Origin of the sequence: Curtobacterium sp. MCPF17_031, assembly GCF_003234035.1 — a bacterium.
Taxonomy (GTDB): Bacteria; Actinomycetota; Actinomycetes; order Actinomycetales; family Microbacteriaceae; genus Curtobacterium.
Genome location: NZ_QKSG01000012.1, coordinates 76,736 through 91,869, shown reverse-complemented (window position 1 = coordinate 91,869; position 15,134 = coordinate 76,736). Strand labels below are relative to the sequence as shown.

The following is a 15,134-nucleotide window of genomic DNA, read 5'->3' as shown; positions in this document are numbered from 1 at the left end:
CGTGGGCGCGCTCCTCGGCCCGGCGGAGATCCGGGAACTCGCGGCGACGCTCGACGTCACCCCCACCAAGAAGCTCGGCCAGAACTTCGTGCACGACGCCAACACGGTCCGACGCATCGTGTCGATCGCCGGTGTCACGCCGCAGTCGAAGGTGCTCGAGGTCGGACCGGGGCTCGGGTCGTTGACGCTCGGCCTCACCGAGACCGGTGCTCCCGTCACCGCCGTCGAGATCGACGCCCGGCTCGCAGCGCACCTGCCGACGACCGTCTCCGCGATGCAGCCCGACGCCCGCCTGACGGTGGTCCACCAGGACGCCATGCAGGTCTCGGCCGAGGACCTGCCGGTCCTGCCGACGCACCTCGTCGCGAACCTGCCGTACAACGTGTCCGTGCCGGTGCTGCTGCACCTGCTCGCGACCTTCCCGTCCCTCGTCCGCTCGCTCGTGATGGTGCAGGCCGAGGTCGGCTACCGCCTGGCCGCCGACCCGGGCAGCAAGGTCTACGGATCCCCGAGCGTCAAGGCCGCCTGGTACGGGTCGTGGCGCATCGCCGGGCAGGTCAGTCGGCAGGTCTTCTGGCCGGTGCCGAACGTCGACAGCGTCCTGGTCGGGTTCGACCGACACGAGCCGCCAGGCGACGAACAGCTCCGTTCTCGGGTGTTCACCCTGGTGGACGCGGCGTTCCAGCAGCGCCGGAAGATGCTCCGTCAGGCACTCTCCGGTGTCCTGGGCGGCAGTGCGCACGCGTCCGAGGTCCTCGAAGCCGCGGGCATCGCGCCGACGGCGCGTGGCGAAGAGCTCGGGGTCGACGACTTCGTGCGCCTCGGCCGGACCGTCCTCGCTGCAGCGGGGGGCGCCGCGGCCGACACGACCGCCTGACAGCCGGTCAGCGGACGGACGCGCCCCGAGCCTCCAGGGCGGCAACGACCGTGTCCGGATCGCTGCAGCGGAACCGGAGCGCGCGCTTGCCGTCGACGGTCACGTGCACGCCGGGCCCGTTGTCGAGCAGGATCGCCGTCCCGCTGGGGATCAGTCGGATGCCCCAGCCGCCGGAGTTGAGAGCCGTCATCTCCATCGGCGTCGCCGACGCGATCCGGTTCAACGGGATGCGACGTCGGTACCAGAACGGAGTGACCCGCACCTCCAGCACGTCGTCGATGCGGACGTGCAGGCGCATCCGGACCACGCCGATGCCCAGCACGGTGGTGAGCACGAGGGTGCCGACCAGGCTGACGGCATTCCCGGCGCCCACCCGTCCGCCAGGTGACGACGGCACGGTGAGCGGGAGCGCCACCGCGCCGATCCCGACGACGATGAGAGCGATGCCGACCACGGTCATCAGGCGTCCGGACGGCAGGGCTTCCTCGTGGGGTTCGCGTCGCATCCCCCCATCCTGACATGACGGCAGACGGTGATGTGCGACATGTCGGGACGGGAGCTGGCTGTCAGTGCTCGCGTCCCGCCATCATCTCGAGGATCTGCTGGTGGTTCCCGTTGCGCTCCGCCCATCGCAACGGCTGGACGTTCTGCACGAGGATCTCGGGAGCGGCACCGGACTCGATGAGCCCCACCACCTCGTCGATGAACGCGTCGAGCGGCATCCCGCCGAAGTCCTGGCCGCCCATCAGGTCGGTCGCGACCGCGGGCGGCGCGAGCTCGAGCACCTCGACCGACGAGCCGACGAGCTGCTGTCGGAGTGCCTGCGTGTACGAGTGCACGCCGGCCTTCGTGGCGTTGTAGGTCGGCGTCGCGGTGAGCGGGACGAACGCCAGGCCGGACGACACGGTCATGACCGTCGCGCTGCGACGGCCGAGCAGGTGCGGCAGGAAGGCGTCGATCAGTCGGATCGTGCCGACCAGGTTGGTCTCGATGGTCTGAACGGCGTCGGAGATGTGTCCCGGGTCGCGGAGGTCCTCGTTCCGCATGATCCCCGACATCGTCACGAGGGTGTCGAGTGCGGGGTAGGTCCCGAGGACGGTCTCGGCGGCCTGCCGGATCGACTCCGCATCGGCGACGTCGATCTGCACGGTGCCCAGGCCGTGTTCGGTGGCGATGGAGTCGAGGAGGGCCTGCCGACGGCCGCCGATGACGACGGTGCTGCCGGCCTGCTGCAGGCGGAGCGCGAGTGCCAGGCCGATGCCCGAGGTCGCGCCGGGGATGAAGACGGTGCTGTTCGTGATGTCCATGACCACCACGTTGCGCCGTCCCGGCCGAGGCAACCAGAGCGCGGTCATCGGGGGACCGGCGATCCCTGGCTCCGAGTGTGCCGACGCAGCAGACTGGGTGCATGGACCGTGCTGCCCTCGCCGACTTCCTCCGCCGCCGTCGGGAGATGCTCCGACCGGAGGACGTCGGGATCGGGGCCGGCGCTCGACGGCGGACCCCGGGCCTCCGTCGTGAGGAGGTCGCGGCCCAGGCGGGCATGTCGGTCGACTACTACACGCGGCTCGAGCAGCAGCGTGGCCCGCAGCCGTCCGAGCAGATGGTCGCGGCGATCGCCCGTGCCCTCCGTTGCTCGCTCGACGAACGGGACCACCTGTTCCACCTGACGGGGCAGAACGCACCGGTCCGGATGCACCGTGCCGACCACGTCGACCCCGCGATCCTCCGCGTGCTCGACCGGTTGGCGGACACCCCCGCGATCGTCGTCAACCACCTGGGCGAGACGCTCGTCGAGAACCCGTTGGCGGCGGCGCTCCTGGGCACGTCCGTCGGGCTGGCCGGCAACGAGCGCTACCAGGCCTGGCGGTGGTTCGTCACCGGGACCGAGCGGGCGAAGTACGCGCCGGAGCAGCACGAACGTCTGGGGCGGGTCGTCGTGGCCTCGCTCCGTGCGGCCATCGGCCTCGCCGGTCCAGGTGACCGTCGCGCGACCGAGCTCATCGCGGAGCTCGAACGGCGGAGCCCCGAGTTCGCCGCGCTGTGGGCACTGCACGAGGTGGCGACCCGCTGGTCGGACAACAAGACGATCGTGCAGCCCGAGCTCGGGCGGATCACCGTCGACTGCCAGGTGCTGCACACGGACGACCAGGCGCAGGCGCTGCTGCTCTTCACGGCTCCTGCAGGCAGCGACGACGCGCAGAAGCTCGAGCTCCTCGGGGTCGTCGGCCAGCAGACCTTCGACGCCGTCAGCGGATCCTGAGGCCCCGGTTCGCTCCGCAACACCGCGTCACACGCCTGGCAGATGCGGGGACACCGTGCCTAGGGTGGAGCGGTGAGCACTCCGCGCGTGTACGTCATCCACGAGAACCCCGAGTGGTTCCCGCCGCTCGCCGCCGCCTTCGAGGCCGAGGGCGTCCCGGTGCAGGAGGTCCTCCTGACCGAGGGACAGATCGACCTCGGAGCCGAACCGGAGCCGGGCGTCTACTGGAGTCGCATGTCGGCGAGCAGCCACACCCGTGGACACGAGCACAGCAAGGAGTACACCCGGGCGCTGCTCGGATGGCTCGAGCGTGCCGGACGCCAGGTGGTCGGCGGCAGCCACGTCCTCGAGCTCGAGGTGTCGAAGGTCGCGCAGCACGGGCTGCTCCGCGCCGCGGGCTTCGACGTGCCCCGCACGACGGCGGTCTTCGGCACGACGACGCTCAAGCAGTCCGCGGCGACCTTCACGGGCGGCCAGGACGTCCCGTTCATCACGAAGCACAACCAGGGCGGCAAGGGCCTCGGCGTTCGCCGCTTCGACTCCCTCGCCGAGTTCGACGCCTACGTCGACAGCCCCGAGTTCGAGGCGCCGGTCGACGGAATCACGCTGCTGCAGGAGTACCTGACCGCGCGTGAGCCGTTCATCACGCGCGCCGAGTTCGTCGGCGGCGAGTTCGTCTACGCGGTCCGCGTCGACACGAGCGCCGGCAGCTTCGAGCTCTGCCCCGCGGACGCGTGCGAGGTGCCGTCCGGAGAGAACGGGCCGCAGGGCATCGCCGGCGCGGTGTGCGAGGTCCCCGGCACCGACGGCACCACCGTGACGGCGGACACGTTCTCCGTCCGCTCCGAGGTCACCGCCGAGCACCCGCTCGTCCAGCAGCTCCGGGGTTTCCTCGCGGACCAGCGCATCCAGATCGCGGGGGTCGAGTTCATGGAGACCACCGACGGGCGCACCGTCGTGTACGACATCAACACGAACACGAACTACAACCCCGCCGTCGAGGCGGTCGCGCCGGCCTCCGGCCCGCGCTCCATCGCCCGGTTCCTCGGCGGCCTGTTGGACGCGGAGTACGCGGCGGCAGCCGCACCGACGCACGCCTGACCACGCGGCCGCACCGTCCCGACCACCCACCGGACGGGAGGCGCGCCCCACCACCCGGGGCGAGCCTCCCGTCCGTCCCTCCTCACCACCCAAGGAACCCACCCCGTGCGATTCGGATACTGGACCCCGCTCTTCGGCGGCTGGCTGCGCAACGTCGACGACGAGCAGATGCCGGTCACGTTCGACTACGTGAAGCTCCTGGCGCAGCGCGCCGAGCGGATCGGGTTCGACCTGACCCTCGTGCCGGAGCTGAACCTCAACGACATCAAGGGCGTCGCGGCGCCGAGCCTCGAGGCGTGGGCACTGGCGGCGGCGATCGCGGCGACCACCGAACGCCTGGAGATCATGGCGGCGATGCGTCCCGGGTACCACCTGCCCGCGGTGACGGCGAAGCAGGCGGCCACGATCGACGACATCTCCGGCGGCCGCTTCACCTTCAACGTGGTGAGCGCCTGGTGGGCGGAAGAGGCCCGTCAGTACGGCGGCATCTTCTCCGAGCACGACGACCGGTACAAGCGCACCGCGGAGTTCGTCGAGGTCATGAAGGGGATGTGGCGGGAGACGCCGTACTCCTTCCACGGCGAGTACTACGACGTCGAGAACGCGCACCTGGAGCCGAAACCGCGCGTCACCCCGCGCATCTACGCCGGCGGCGAGAGCGAGGCCGGCAAGGCGAGCATCACGCACTACGCCGACGCCTACGTGACCCACGGCGGCACCGTCGAGGAGCTCCGGAACAAGATCGCCGAGATGCGTCGTCGCCGCGAGGACGCCGGCTTGCCGCCGTTCGAGGCCTTCGGGATGGCCGCGTACGCGATCGTGCGGGAGACCGAGGAAGAGGCCCAGGCTGAGCTCGCGCGCATCACCGACGTCCAGCACGGCAAGGCGTACGAGTCGTACCAGGACTTCATCTCGAAGTCGCAGCTCGAGCACGTCCCCTCGCTCGAGGACTACTCGGTGTCGAACCGGGGGCTCCGGCCGCAGTTCGTCGGCACGCCGGAGCAGGTCGCCGCGCGGATCCGCGAGTACGAGGACGCGGGCGTCGACACGCTGCTGCTGCAGTTCTCGCCGCAGCTGGAGGAGATGGAGCGCTTCGGCGAGCGGGTCATCCCGCTCGTCCGCGCCGCGGTGCCCGCCGAGACCGTGTCCTGATGGCCGTCGAGGACGACTGGGCGTTCGAGACCCGGCAGATCCGGGCGGGATTCAAGTCCGATCCCGGCTTCGGCGGGAACGTGCCGCCGATCGCGCAGACCGCGGCCTTCGTGTACCCGTCCGGCGAGGACGCGGCCGACCGGTTCCTGCTGAACGCGCCCGGGCACACGTACTCCCGGGTGAACAACCCGTCGGCTGCGGCGCTGGAGCGTCGGATCGCCGACCTCGAGGGCGGTGTCGCCGCCCTGGCGCTGGCGTCCGGGCAGGCGGCCACGTCGTTGGCGGTGCTCGGCCTCGCCCGGGCTGGGGACCACATCGTCTCGAGCGCGTCGCTGTACGGCGCGACCTACACGCTCTTCGCGTCCACGCTCAAGGACCTGGGCATCGCGTTCACCTTCGTGCAGGACCCCACGGACCTGGACGAGTGGGCCGCGGCCGTCCGTCCCGAGACGCGGGCGTTCTTCGGCGAGTCGATCCCGAACCCGCGCGGCGACGTCCTGGACTTCGCCGGGGTGGCCGGGGTCGCCCACGACGCCGGGGTCCCGCTCATCGTCGACAACACGATCGCGACCCCGTACCTCGTCCGGCCGATCGAGCACGGCGCGGACATCGTGGTGCACTCCGCGACGAAGTACCTCGCCGGGCACGGCAGTGCGATCGCGGGCCTCATCGTCGACGCCGGCTCGTTCGACTGGGCGGCGCACCCGACGAAGTACCCGCAGCTGGCGACGACCGAGCACTCCGGGTTCGCGGGCACGAACTTCGCCGAGAAGTTCGGGCGGCGCGCGTTCATCCAGCGCACTCGGTCGAAGCTGTCGGCGGACCTCGGCCCGGCGATCGCCCCGTTCAACGCGTTCCTGGTGCTGCAGGGCATCCAGACCCTGTCGCTCCGCATGGACCGACACGTCTCGAACGCGGCCACGGTGGCGTCCTGGCTCGACACGCACGAGCAGGTCGAGCACGTGCACTACGCCGGACTGCCGAGCTCCCCGTGGCACCACCTGCAGCAGCGGTACGTGCCGAAGGGGCCGTCGAGCGTCCTGGCGTTCGACCTGGCCGGCGGTGTGGAGGCCGGGCGGCGCTTCGTCTCGGCGCTGGAGCTCTTCGACCACGTCTCGAACATCGGCGACGTCCGTTCCCTGGTCGTGCACCCGGCGTCGACCACGCACGTGCAGATGACCCCGTCCGAGCGTGCCGCAGCGGGCGTCGGCGAGGGGCTCATCCGTCTGTCGATCGGCCTGGAACACGTCGACGACGTCATCGCGGACCTGCGACGTGGGTTCGCCGCGGCGGGCGACGCGACGGGAGCCCGACCCGGACGGGGATAGGTTGGTCGCATGACGTCCACGCCCGCTCCGGATCGGGTGCGGACGCGCGCACCGGGCAAGATCAACGTCCACCTGTCCGTCGGCGCGCTGCAGGACGACGGGTACCACGACATCGCCACCGCGTACCAGGCGGTTTCCCTGTACGAGGACGTCACGGCTGAGCGCGCCGACGACTTCTCGGTCCGGTTCACCGGTCCGATCGACACGTCGTCGGTGCCGACGGACGACACGAACCTGGCGATCCGCGCCGCCCGTCTGGTCGCCCGCACGGCGGGCCACCGCGGCGGCGTGCACCTGACCATCGACAAGCAGGTCCCGGTCGCCGGCGGCATGGGTGGTGGCTCGGCGGATGCCGCCGCGACCCTCCTGGCCGTCGACACCCTGTGGGGAACCGGCCTCGGGCGGGACGAACTGCTGCGTCTGGCGGCCGAGCTCGGTGCCGACGTGCCGTTCGCCTTCGCCGGCGGCACCGCCGTCGGGACCGGTCGTGGCGACGAGCTCAGCCCGGCGCTGGCGAAGGGCGAGTTCCACTGGGTCCTGGCGCTCAGCGAGACCGGCCTGTCGACCCCGTCCGTGTACCGCGCGCTCGACGAGCACCGGGAGCGCTACCGCGCCGACATCTCGCCGGCGCCGCGCACCCCCGTGGTCGAGGCGCAGGTCCTCCAGGCGCTCCGTGCCGGCGACGCCGAACTGCTCGCCGAGAACCTGCACAACGACCTGCAGGCCCCCGCGATGCGCCTGCAGCCGGCCCTGGCGGAGACGCTGGAGTTGGGGGAGCGCTCCGGTGCCCTCGCCGGCCTGGTGTCGGGCAGCGGACCGACGGTGGCGTTCCTGGTGCCGGACCGCGACGTGGCACTCGAGGTGCAGGTGGCGCTGAGCGCGTCCGGGTTCGTGGCACTGCGGGCGAACGGCCCCGTGCACGGCGCCCGCGTCCTGCACTGACAGCGGCCGGCACGCGTCAGGAGCGGACGAACTCCGTCATGATGACCTTGCCGGTCTGCCAGTTGTGCGCGGGACGGAACCCACGCTCCGCGAGCACGGCCTTCAGTTCGGGCCGGATCGTGCGCGACGTGCCGCCGACATACCAGACGGTGTCGATGTCACCGAGGCGCGCGGGGACGGTCGAGGCGAGGTCGGCGTTCCGGTTCCAGAGCACGCCCTGGTCGGCCCCCTTCGTGCCGACGGCCAGGTCGGTGAGGCCGGCGAACGCCTCCGGGTACGAGACCTTGATGATCTCCGCCGTCGCGGTCGGGTGCCGGTAGACGCTGCCGAAGACGACGCCCTCGTTGGCGCTCGGACGCGCCGCCCGCTCAGCGCTGATGATCGAGGCCGCCTGCGCCCAGGTCGATTCCGCTTTGGCCTCTGGCCCTTTCACCGTCACGGCGGTGGGGACCGACAGGACGACGAGCGCCGCGACGGCCACTGAGAGCAGCGCCTTCGGTCGGATCATCGTCAACGCGAGCGCGATGAGCACCGCCACGAACGGCAGGCTCAGGGACGCGTACTTGGGGGAGTACAGCCGCTCACCCAGCGCGGTCGCGAGCAGGAGGACCGTGGTCGGGACGACGACCAGGGGGAGCGCCACGCGGACGGCCTGGGCCCGGAGCACTGCCCGTGCCGATGGCACCCGCCGGCGCACCTGCACCAGGGCGGTGACGACGCCGACGACCATGAGCGTCCACGCCATCGCCGCGTACGGGTCGGAGGCACCGAACCACGCCGTCGAGTAGACCTGCCCGAACGTGCTGGCGCTGATGCCCTCGATCCACCCGACCTGCTTCGCCTGTGACGACACCACGACGACGAACGGCGCGACGACCACGGCTGCCAGGCCCGCGGCGGCGGCCCACCGGACGAGCACGCCACGGGAGACGAGCGGGGGACCCGGCGTCCGACCGGTCCGAGAGACGGTGGCCCGTCGGAGGTCGTGCCGTTCGGCGAGCAGGGTCCAGGCGAGTGCCACGGCATGGGCGACGACCGCGAGCGAGAGGTAGACGTTGAACGCGACGGCGACGACGGCGAGGACGCCGTAGGCGACCCACCACCCGGTCGCGCGTCCGTGGCGGCTGCGGCGGAGCGCGGTCAGGCCGACCAGTGTCAGGCAGACCGAGAGGGTCGTGATCGTGGCGTAGGGCCGACCCTCGGTGCCGGCCCACTGCACGCGGGGCAGCAGCAGGAACACGATGCCGGCCGTGATGCCGAGCCGCTTGCCACCGATCCGGCGGCCGAGAGCGACCACGAGGGCGGCGGCGACGCCGATCGCGAGCGCGCTCGGCAGACGCAGCGTGAAGGGGGTGTAGCCGACCAGCCAGAACCAGGCGTGGACGACCGCGTAGTACAGACCGTGCACGGCGTCGACCGTGTGCAGCTCGGCCCACAGCTGCGGCCAGGAACGCTGCGCGCTGGTGACGGTCGCGGCCTCGTCGTACCAGAGCGACGGCACCCACGAGAAGGCCGCGGCGACGACGACGCCGAGGGCCCCGACGGTGAGTTCCGGGGTGCGGACCGCGGCGGTCGCGGCGGCCGAGACGGCACCGCGGAGCCCGGCACGGACCGGCACGTGGCGGACCGCGTGCGGGACGCCGATGCTGCCGGTACGGGGGGAACTCACGCCGGAGACGGTACCGAGCGCCGCTGGACGGGAACCCGACATCGACCCCTCCGAGGCGGTGAGTGTCCACAAGCCGAGGGTCGGTGATCCACAGTTAAGGTCGTCGTCATGACGCAGCTCCGGATCCGTGACGCAGCGACGTACCTCGGGGTCAGTGACGACACCGTGCGCCGTCTCGTCGAGGGCAGCACCTTCACCCGCGCGACCGACGCCGTCGGACGGGCGGTCGTCGACGGGCGGGAGCTCGCCGAGTACGCCCGGTCGCGCGGCGACCAGCTCGCCGACCCCTCGGGCGTTCGCAGCTCGGCGCGCAACCGCTTCGTCGGCATCGTGACGGGGCTCGTCGTGGACACCGTGATGGCCCAGGTCGAGCTGCAGTGCGGCCCGCACCGTGTCGTCTCCCTGATGAGCTCGGAGGCGGTCCGCGACCTCGGGCTCGAGATCGGTTCGGTCGCCGTGGCCTCGGTCAAGGCGACGATGGTGACGGTCGAGACACCCAGCCCGGAGGAGGCCCCGTGAGCACGCCCGTCAGCACCGCGCGACGACGACTCGGTTCGCGGACAGCCGCGCTCGCCGGGTCCGGCCCCGACGTCCTCGAACGCCTCGGTCGTGCGCGGGTGCTGGTCGTCGGGGCGGGCGGGCTCGGTGCGCCCGTCGTCTCCTACCTGGCCGGCAGCGGGCTCGGTCGCCTGACGATCGTCGACGACGACGTCGTGGACGGATCGAACCTGGCCCGACAGACGCTCTTCACGACCGCGGACGTCGGTGTGGCGAAGGCCGAGGTCGCCGCTGCCCGTGCGCGCGCGGTCGACCCCGAGCTCGAAGTCGTCGCGGTCGTCGGACGCTTCCGGCCGGACCACGTCGCCGGGCACGACGTCGTGGTCGACGCGGCCGACGCGGTTGACGTGACGCGGGCGATCTCGGACGCGTGCGCCCCGCTCGGCATCCCGTTCGTCTGGGGCACCGTGCTCTCGTACGACGGCCAGGTCTCGGTCTTCCGCGATGCCGGGGACGATGGTGTCGACTTCCACGACCTGCACCCGGAGGTCCTGCCCGACGAGGGCTCGTGTGCGATCGACGGCGTGCTGCCGGCGCTCTGCGGAGCGGTCGGGTCGGTGATGGCCGCACAGGTGACGGCCCTCGTCGCCGGGCTCGGCGAACCGCTGCTCGGCCGGCTCCTCACGGTGGACGCGCGACGGTGGCGGTGGACCGAGAGCCCGATCCGACGTGGGCCGGCGTCGCGACGTCCCACGGGCCTCCCGGCCGGAGCGGCCGGAGCGGCCGGAGCGGACGGAGCGACCGGAGCGGACGGCGCCGGCGGCACGAGCGGTGCTGCGCCGCGCATCGCGCCCGCGGCCCTCGCCGCCCGCCTGGCCGATCCGACCGACAGCCTGACCCTGGTCGACGTCCGCACCCCGGCGGAGTGGGCCACCGGCGTCATCGCGGGGTCCGTGCACGCCGACGCCGCACTGCCGGACGGCGACGTCGTCGTCACCTGCGCACGCGGGCCGCGGGCCGACACGTGGGCGCGGGCGATCGGGAGGCCCGTCACCGTCCTCGACGGCGGCGTCGATGCGTGGCGCCGCGAGGGGTTGCCCCTCGCATCCTCGTGAACCGCTCCTGCGGGTAGGATCGTCGCGAATAACCGCAACTGCGGACCCCAACGGCGCTCCAGGAGGCACCATGCGACAGCCCGTGCGGTCGACGGCCGTCCTGGCCGCCGGAGCGCTGCTGGCCCTGACACTCGGCGGCTGTGTGAGCACTCCGGCGAGCGGCGGACCCGGCACGAGCGCGACGTCGGGCGCCGCCCCGTCCGGCTCGATCACGGTCTTCGCCGCGGCGTCGCTGCAGCGCACCTTCACCACCCTCGGACACGACTTCGAGCAGGCGCACCCGGGCACCACCGTGACGTCCTCGTTCGCCGGGTCGAGCGACCTGGTCTCCCAGATCCGGAACGGTGCCCCCGCGGACGTCATCGCATCGGCCGACCAGGCCACCACGGCGGAGCTCGGGAAGCAGCGCCTGGCCAGTGGTTCGCCGCGGGACTTCGCGACGAACACCCTCGAGATCGCCGTCGCCCCCGGCAACCCGCACCACATCCGAGGCCTGGCGGACCTCGACGACCCCGGCGTGCAGCTCGTGACCTGCGCCGCCCCGGTGCCGTGCGGGGCCGCGACGCTCGCGGTCGAGCGCTCGAGCGGCGTCGACCTGCACCCGGTCAGCGAGGAGCAGTCCGTCACGGACGTCCTCGGCAAGGTGCGCTCAGGCCAGGCCGACGCGGGCATCGTCTACCGCACGGACGTGCAGGGTGCGGGCCGCGACGTCACCGGGGTGCCGTTCGCGGCCGCGGACGACGCGGTCAACACCTACCCGATCAGCGTCCTGCGCGACGCGGCGAACCCCGTCCTCGCCCGGTCGTTCACGTCGTACGTCCTGTCCTCTGCGGGGCAGCGGACCCTGCGCGACGCCGGCTTCGGGAAGCCCTGACCCCCGTGCCCCCGGCAGAGCGAGTCACCACCCGACGCGGCCGCAGCACACGACGCGGCTCCGGCACCGGACGCGCTCGGCCGACGGCCCGCGGTCCGGTGCCGTGGTGGCTGCCGGTCCCCGCGGTGCTCGGCGGCCTGTTCGTCGTCGTCCCGGTGCTCGCGATGGTCGGCCGGGTGCAGTGGGGCTCCTTCGTCGCGCTGGTGACCTCGCCCGCGTCGCTGACCGCGCTCGGCCTGAGCCTCGGCACGGCGACCGCGTCGACCGGCATCGCCTTCGTCCTCGGCTACCCGCTGGCGGTGCTGTTCGCCAGGTCACGCTCCCGGTGGACCGGGGTGGCGCGCGCGGTGGTCCTCCTGCCGCTGGTCCTGCCGCCGGTGGTCGGCGGCCTGGCGCTGCTCGCGGCGTTCGGCCGGCTCGGCGTCGTCGGGGCGTTCCTCGACGAGCACGGGCTGCGGATCGCCTTCACCACGGCGGCGGTCGTGATCGCGCAGACGTTCGTCGCGATGCCGTTCCTGGTCTCCTCGATCGAGGGGGCGCTCCGCGTCGAGGGGGACCGGTACGAGCGGGTCGCGGCCACCCTCGGTGCCGGACCGACCCGCACCTTCCTCACGGTCACCACCCCTCGGGTGCTGCCGGGCATCACGGCGGGCCTGGTCCTCTGCTTCGCCCGCGCCCTCGGGGAGTTCGGCGCGACGCTGACGTTCGCGGGCAGCCTGCAGGGCGTGACCCGGACCCTCCCGCTCGAGGTGTACCTGCAGCGCGAGATCGACCCCGACACCGCGGTCGCACTCGCGCTGGTGCTCGTCGTCGTCGCGGTGCTCGTGATCGGCCTGGCCTCGGTCCGGACCCGCGGAGCCGCGCTGTGACCGCCGCACACACCGAGGCGGCCGGACTCGTCGCCCACGTCGTCCGTCACGACCGCGACGTCGACGTCGCCCTGACCGTCGGCCCGGCCGAGTGCGTGGCCCTGATCGGCCCGAACGGCGCCGGCAAGTCCACCGTCGTCGACGCCGTCGCCGGTCTGCTCGCCCTCGACGCCGGCGAGGTGCGTTCCGCCGGTCGACTGCTCGCCGGCCCGGGCCGCAGCGTCCCCGCGCACCGCCGCCGCGTCGGCCTGGTCGCCCAGCGACCGGACCTGTTCCCGCACCGCAGCGTCCTGGCGAACGTGGCGTTCGGGCCGCGGGCCACCGGCCGCTCCGGTCGGGAGGCCCGCCTGACGGCCCGCCAGGCCCTGGCCGCCGTCGGGGTGGCCGACCTGACAGACCGCGCCCCCGGGACGCTCTCGGGCGGTCAGGCCCAGCGCGTCGCGATCGCCCGGGCACTGGCGGCGGACCCGGCGGTGGTCCTGCTCGACGAACCGACCTCGGCGCTCGACGTCGGCGCCCGGCAGGAGGTCCGGGCAGCCCTCCGCTCCGCCGTCGCCGGCCGACCGAGCCTGCTCGTCACGCACGACCCGGTCGAGGTGATGGCCCTCGCCGACCGGGTCGTCGTGCTCGAGGACGGCCGCGTGGTGGAGGAGGGGCGTCCCACCGATGTCCTCGCCCGACCGCGCAGTGCCTTCACGGCGACGTTCTCCGGCCTCGTCGTCCTGCACGGCACGGCGACGTCGGACGGACTCGTGCTGGACCATCCCACGACGACGGACGGGACCGCGACCGGGGCCGCACCCGACGGCGGGGGCGAGCTGGCGTCGGGGACGCACGGCGTGCCTCCCGGCCGTGCCGTGTCGGCCGCGCACCACCCGACCGCCGCCCTCGTGACCCGCGCCGACCAGGACGGGACCGGGCTGCTGCGGACCGTGACCGGACTGGAGCCCCGCGACGGGCTCGTCCGGGTACGGGCCGGGGAACTCACGGCGGACCTGACGCTCGCCGCGGTCGCGGCGCTCGGGCTGACCCCGGGCCTGCGGGTCCGGGTGCGCGTGCCGCCGGCCGAACTCACCGTGTGGGAGCGATGACGGGCCCGGCCCGGACCTAGCCGCCGGCGAAGGGTGGCATGACGTCGACGATGCCAACGCCGGCGAGCGAGGTCGACCGGTCGCGGGTGGTCACGCCGTCGACCAGGTAGGAGCAGCGCTCCTGCAGGGCGGTCCAGCGGGCCGCGTCCGCCGCGTCCACCTGCCGGAGGGCGTCGTCGAGCGAGACGGCCGAGACCGTCGTCTCGTCGAGACCGACCGCGGCACGGGCGGCGGCGAAGAAGCGCAGCGTGGTCATGTCCGTCATCCGCCGATCGCGCTCATGCCCCGGGTGGGGTGCACGAAGCCGTCGCTGTCGTCACCGTGGTCCCGGGGCTTCGCCCACATCGCCCGGCGCCACCGGTCGAGGACCACCGCGTCGTCGGCACCGGCACGCAGGGGGCCGAGCAGGTCGACCTCGTCGTCGGAGAACAGGCAGCTGCGGACGTGGCCGTCGGCGGTCAGACGGGTGCGGGTGCAGTCGGCGCAGAACGACTCGGTGATGCTCGCGATGACACCGACGGTGCCGAGGTCCGCACCGGTCGCCCGGGAGCGGACGCGGTAGCGCTCGGCGGGGGCGCCGTTCCGCGGGGCCTCGTCGGGCGTCAGCTCGTACTCGGCGCTGAGGATCTCGCGGATCTGGACAGCGGTGATCATCGTCGACGCATCCCAGGCGTGCCCCGGGTCGAGGGGCATCTGCTCGATGAACCGCAGCTCGTGGCCACGCTCCAGGCACCAGGCCAGCAGTTCGGACGCCAGGTGGTCGTTGACCCCGCGCATGAGGACCGCGTTGACCTTGACGCCGAGGCCGGCGTCCGCGGCCGCCGCGATGCCCTCGAGGACCCGATCGAGGAACGGTCGGCGGGTCACCACGGCGAAGACGTCCGGGTCGACGGTGTCGAGCGAGACGTTGAGCCGGTGCAGGCCCGCGGCCCGGAGGGCGGCGGCGCGACCGGCGAGCCCGATCGCGTTCGTCGTCAGTGACAGTTCGAGGTCGGGGTGGGCTGCCGCGCTCCGGGCGATCACGTCGACCAGGTCCTTGCGGAGCAGCGGCTCGCCGCCGGTGAAGCGGACCTTGCGGATGCCGAGCTGCTGCGCGCCGAGGCCCACCAGGCGGGCGATCTCGTCCGCTGACATCAGCGCGGCGTCGGGTGCGAAGGGCAGGCCCTCGGCCGGCATGCAGTAGGTGCAGCGGAGGTTGCAGCGCTCGGTCAGGGAGACCCGGAGGTCGACGGCGGACCGGCCGAACCGGTCCACCAGGCCGGGGTCGCCAACGGGGCGTGGCGGCAGGTCGGTGCGGTCCAGGGGGCCGGGCACCGGGGCCTCGGGGTGGACCCGACGCATCAGGTCCGACGAGG

The 15,134-nt window shown here is 72.9% G+C and carries 16 protein-coding genes; 11 read left to right on the top strand and 5 right to left on the bottom strand.

Annotation, left to right across the window (positions count from 1 at the left end):
• Nucleotide 1 precedes the first annotated feature (1 nt).
• On the top strand, nucleotides 2-877 hold the full coding sequence (rsmA, locus tag DEJ31_RS15505; protein WP_110904662.1) for a 16S rRNA (adenine(1518)-N(6)/adenine(1519)-N(6))-dimethyltransferase RsmA: 876 nt from the start codon (nucleotides 2-4) through the stop codon (nucleotides 875-877).
• Between the two features lie 7 nt (nucleotides 878-884).
• On the opposite strand, the gene DEJ31_RS15500 is transcribed toward rsmA, so the two are convergent.
• Together DEJ31_RS15500 and DEJ31_RS15495 are read right to left on the bottom strand one after the other, a co-directional pair.
• Entirely contained in the window at nucleotides 885-1,382 is a 498-nt protein-coding gene (locus DEJ31_RS15500) for a hypothetical protein (protein ID WP_110904661.1), read from the bottom strand.
• Between the two features lie 61 nt (nucleotides 1,383-1,443).
• On the bottom strand, nucleotides 1,444-2,184 hold the full coding sequence (locus tag DEJ31_RS15495; protein WP_110904660.1) for an SDR family oxidoreductase: 741 nt from the start codon (nucleotides 2,182-2,184) through the stop codon (nucleotides 1,444-1,446).
• 101 nt (nucleotides 2,185-2,285) lie between these two features.
• Between DEJ31_RS15495 and DEJ31_RS15490 the strand changes: the two genes are divergently transcribed.
• The 5 genes from DEJ31_RS15490 to DEJ31_RS15470 all read left to right on the top strand — a co-directional run bounded on the left by DEJ31_RS15490 (nucleotide 2,286) and on the right by DEJ31_RS15470 (nucleotide 7,663).
• On the top strand, nucleotides 2,286-3,140 hold the full coding sequence (locus DEJ31_RS15490) for a helix-turn-helix transcriptional regulator (protein ID WP_110904659.1): 855 nt from the start codon (nucleotides 2,286-2,288) through the stop codon (nucleotides 3,138-3,140).
• Nucleotides 3,141-3,212: 72 nt separating this feature from the next.
• Entirely contained in the window at nucleotides 3,213-4,241 is a 1,029-nt protein-coding gene (locus DEJ31_RS15485; protein WP_110904658.1) for a RimK family alpha-L-glutamate ligase, read from the top strand.
• A gap of 105 nt (nucleotides 4,242-4,346) precedes the next feature.
• A complete protein-coding gene (locus tag DEJ31_RS15480) occupies nucleotides 4,347-5,393 on the top strand; it encodes an LLM class flavin-dependent oxidoreductase (RefSeq protein WP_110904657.1) in 1,047 nt (348 codons plus the stop codon).
• Complete coding sequence (locus DEJ31_RS15475; RefSeq protein WP_110904656.1) at nucleotides 5,393-6,721, top strand: O-acetylhomoserine aminocarboxypropyltransferase/cysteine synthase family protein; 1,329 nt, start codon at nucleotides 5,393-5,395, stop codon at nucleotides 6,719-6,721. The genes DEJ31_RS15480 and DEJ31_RS15475 overlap by 1 nt, the downstream gene beginning before the upstream one ends.
• A gap of 9 nt (nucleotides 6,722-6,730) precedes the next feature.
• Nucleotides 6,731-7,663: a 4-(cytidine 5'-diphospho)-2-C-methyl-D-erythritol kinase gene (locus tag DEJ31_RS15470; RefSeq protein ID WP_110904655.1), complete on the top strand. Its 933-nt coding sequence runs from the start codon at nucleotides 6,731-6,733 to the stop codon at nucleotides 7,661-7,663.
• A gap of 16 nt (nucleotides 7,664-7,679) precedes the next feature.
• Here DEJ31_RS15470 and DEJ31_RS15465 read toward each other — a convergent pair whose 3' ends face one another.
• Entirely contained in the window at nucleotides 7,680-9,332 is a 1,653-nt protein-coding gene (locus DEJ31_RS15465) for a glycosyltransferase family 39 protein (RefSeq protein ID WP_181421673.1), read from the bottom strand.
• Between the two features lie 108 nt (nucleotides 9,333-9,440).
• Here DEJ31_RS15465 and DEJ31_RS15460 point away from each other — a divergent pair, with 108 nt between their 5' ends.
• From DEJ31_RS15460 to DEJ31_RS15440, 5 genes are all read left to right on the top strand, one after another.
• The gene (locus tag DEJ31_RS15460) at nucleotides 9,441-9,851 is read left to right on the top strand and encodes a molybdopterin-binding protein (protein ID WP_110904653.1); all 411 of its coding nucleotides are present in this window, start codon (nucleotides 9,441-9,443) and stop codon (nucleotides 9,849-9,851) included.
• Nucleotides 9,848-10,945: a ThiF family adenylyltransferase gene (locus DEJ31_RS15455; RefSeq protein ID WP_111122305.1), complete on the top strand. Its 1,098-nt coding sequence runs from the start codon at nucleotides 9,848-9,850 to the stop codon at nucleotides 10,943-10,945. Before DEJ31_RS15460 ends, DEJ31_RS15455 begins: the two co-directional genes overlap by 4 nt.
• 70 nt (nucleotides 10,946-11,015) lie before the next feature.
• Nucleotides 11,016-11,819: a molybdate ABC transporter substrate-binding protein gene (modA, locus tag DEJ31_RS15450; RefSeq protein WP_111122304.1), complete on the top strand. Its 804-nt coding sequence runs from the start codon at nucleotides 11,016-11,018 to the stop codon at nucleotides 11,817-11,819.
• A gap of 98 nt (nucleotides 11,820-11,917) precedes the next feature.
• Complete coding sequence (locus DEJ31_RS15445) at nucleotides 11,918-12,688, top strand: ABC transporter permease (RefSeq protein WP_111122303.1); 771 nt, start codon at nucleotides 11,918-11,920, stop codon at nucleotides 12,686-12,688.
• Nucleotides 12,685-13,779, top strand: coding sequence for an ABC transporter ATP-binding protein (locus DEJ31_RS15440; protein ID WP_111122302.1), 1,095 nt, complete (start codon nucleotides 12,685-12,687; stop codon nucleotides 13,777-13,779). Before DEJ31_RS15445 ends, DEJ31_RS15440 begins: the two co-directional genes overlap by 4 nt.
• Nucleotides 13,780-13,795: 16 nt before the next feature.
• Here DEJ31_RS15440 and DEJ31_RS15435 read toward each other — a convergent pair whose 3' ends face one another.
• Together DEJ31_RS15435 and moaA are read right to left on the bottom strand one after the other, a co-directional pair.
• The gene (locus DEJ31_RS15435) at nucleotides 13,796-14,035 is read right to left on the bottom strand and encodes a MoaD/ThiS family protein (protein WP_220034879.1); all 240 of its coding nucleotides are present in this window, start codon (nucleotides 14,033-14,035) and stop codon (nucleotides 13,796-13,798) included.
• A gap of 5 nt (nucleotides 14,036-14,040) precedes the next feature.
• Nucleotides 14,041-15,120 carry a GTP 3',8-cyclase MoaA gene (gene moaA, locus DEJ31_RS15430; RefSeq protein WP_111122314.1) on the bottom strand — a complete coding sequence of 360 codons (1,080 nt, stop codon included), beginning with the start codon at nucleotides 15,118-15,120 and terminating at the stop codon, nucleotides 14,041-14,043.
• Nucleotides 15,121-15,134 lie beyond the last annotated feature (14 nt).

Coding starts and splice junctions, on each gene's coding strand:
- DEJ31_RS15470 (WP_110904655.1), top strand. CDS start 6,731: ATGACGTCCACGCCCGCTCCGGATCGGGTGCGGACGCGCGCACCGGGC.
- moaA (WP_111122314.1), bottom strand. CDS start 15,120: ATGCGTCGGGTCCACCCCGAGGCCCCGGTGCCCGGCCCCCTGGACCGC.
- DEJ31_RS15500 (WP_110904661.1), bottom strand. CDS start 1,382: ATGCGACGCGAACCCCACGAGGAAGCCCTGCCGTCCGGACGCCTGATG.
- DEJ31_RS15490 (WP_110904659.1), top strand. CDS start 2,286: ATGGACCGTGCTGCCCTCGCCGACTTCCTCCGCCGCCGTCGGGAGATG.
- DEJ31_RS15460 (WP_110904653.1), top strand. CDS start 9,441: ATGACGCAGCTCCGGATCCGTGACGCAGCGACGTACCTCGGGGTCAGT.
- DEJ31_RS15475 (WP_110904656.1), top strand. CDS start 5,393: ATGGCCGTCGAGGACGACTGGGCGTTCGAGACCCGGCAGATCCGGGCG.
- DEJ31_RS15435 (WP_220034879.1), bottom strand. CDS start 14,035: ATGACCACGCTGCGCTTCTTCGCCGCCGCCCGTGCCGCGGTCGGTCTC.
- DEJ31_RS15495 (WP_110904660.1), bottom strand. CDS start 2,184: ATGGACATCACGAACAGCACCGTCTTCATCCCCGGCGCGACCTCGGGC.
- modA (WP_111122304.1), top strand. CDS start 11,016: ATGCGACAGCCCGTGCGGTCGACGGCCGTCCTGGCCGCCGGAGCGCTG.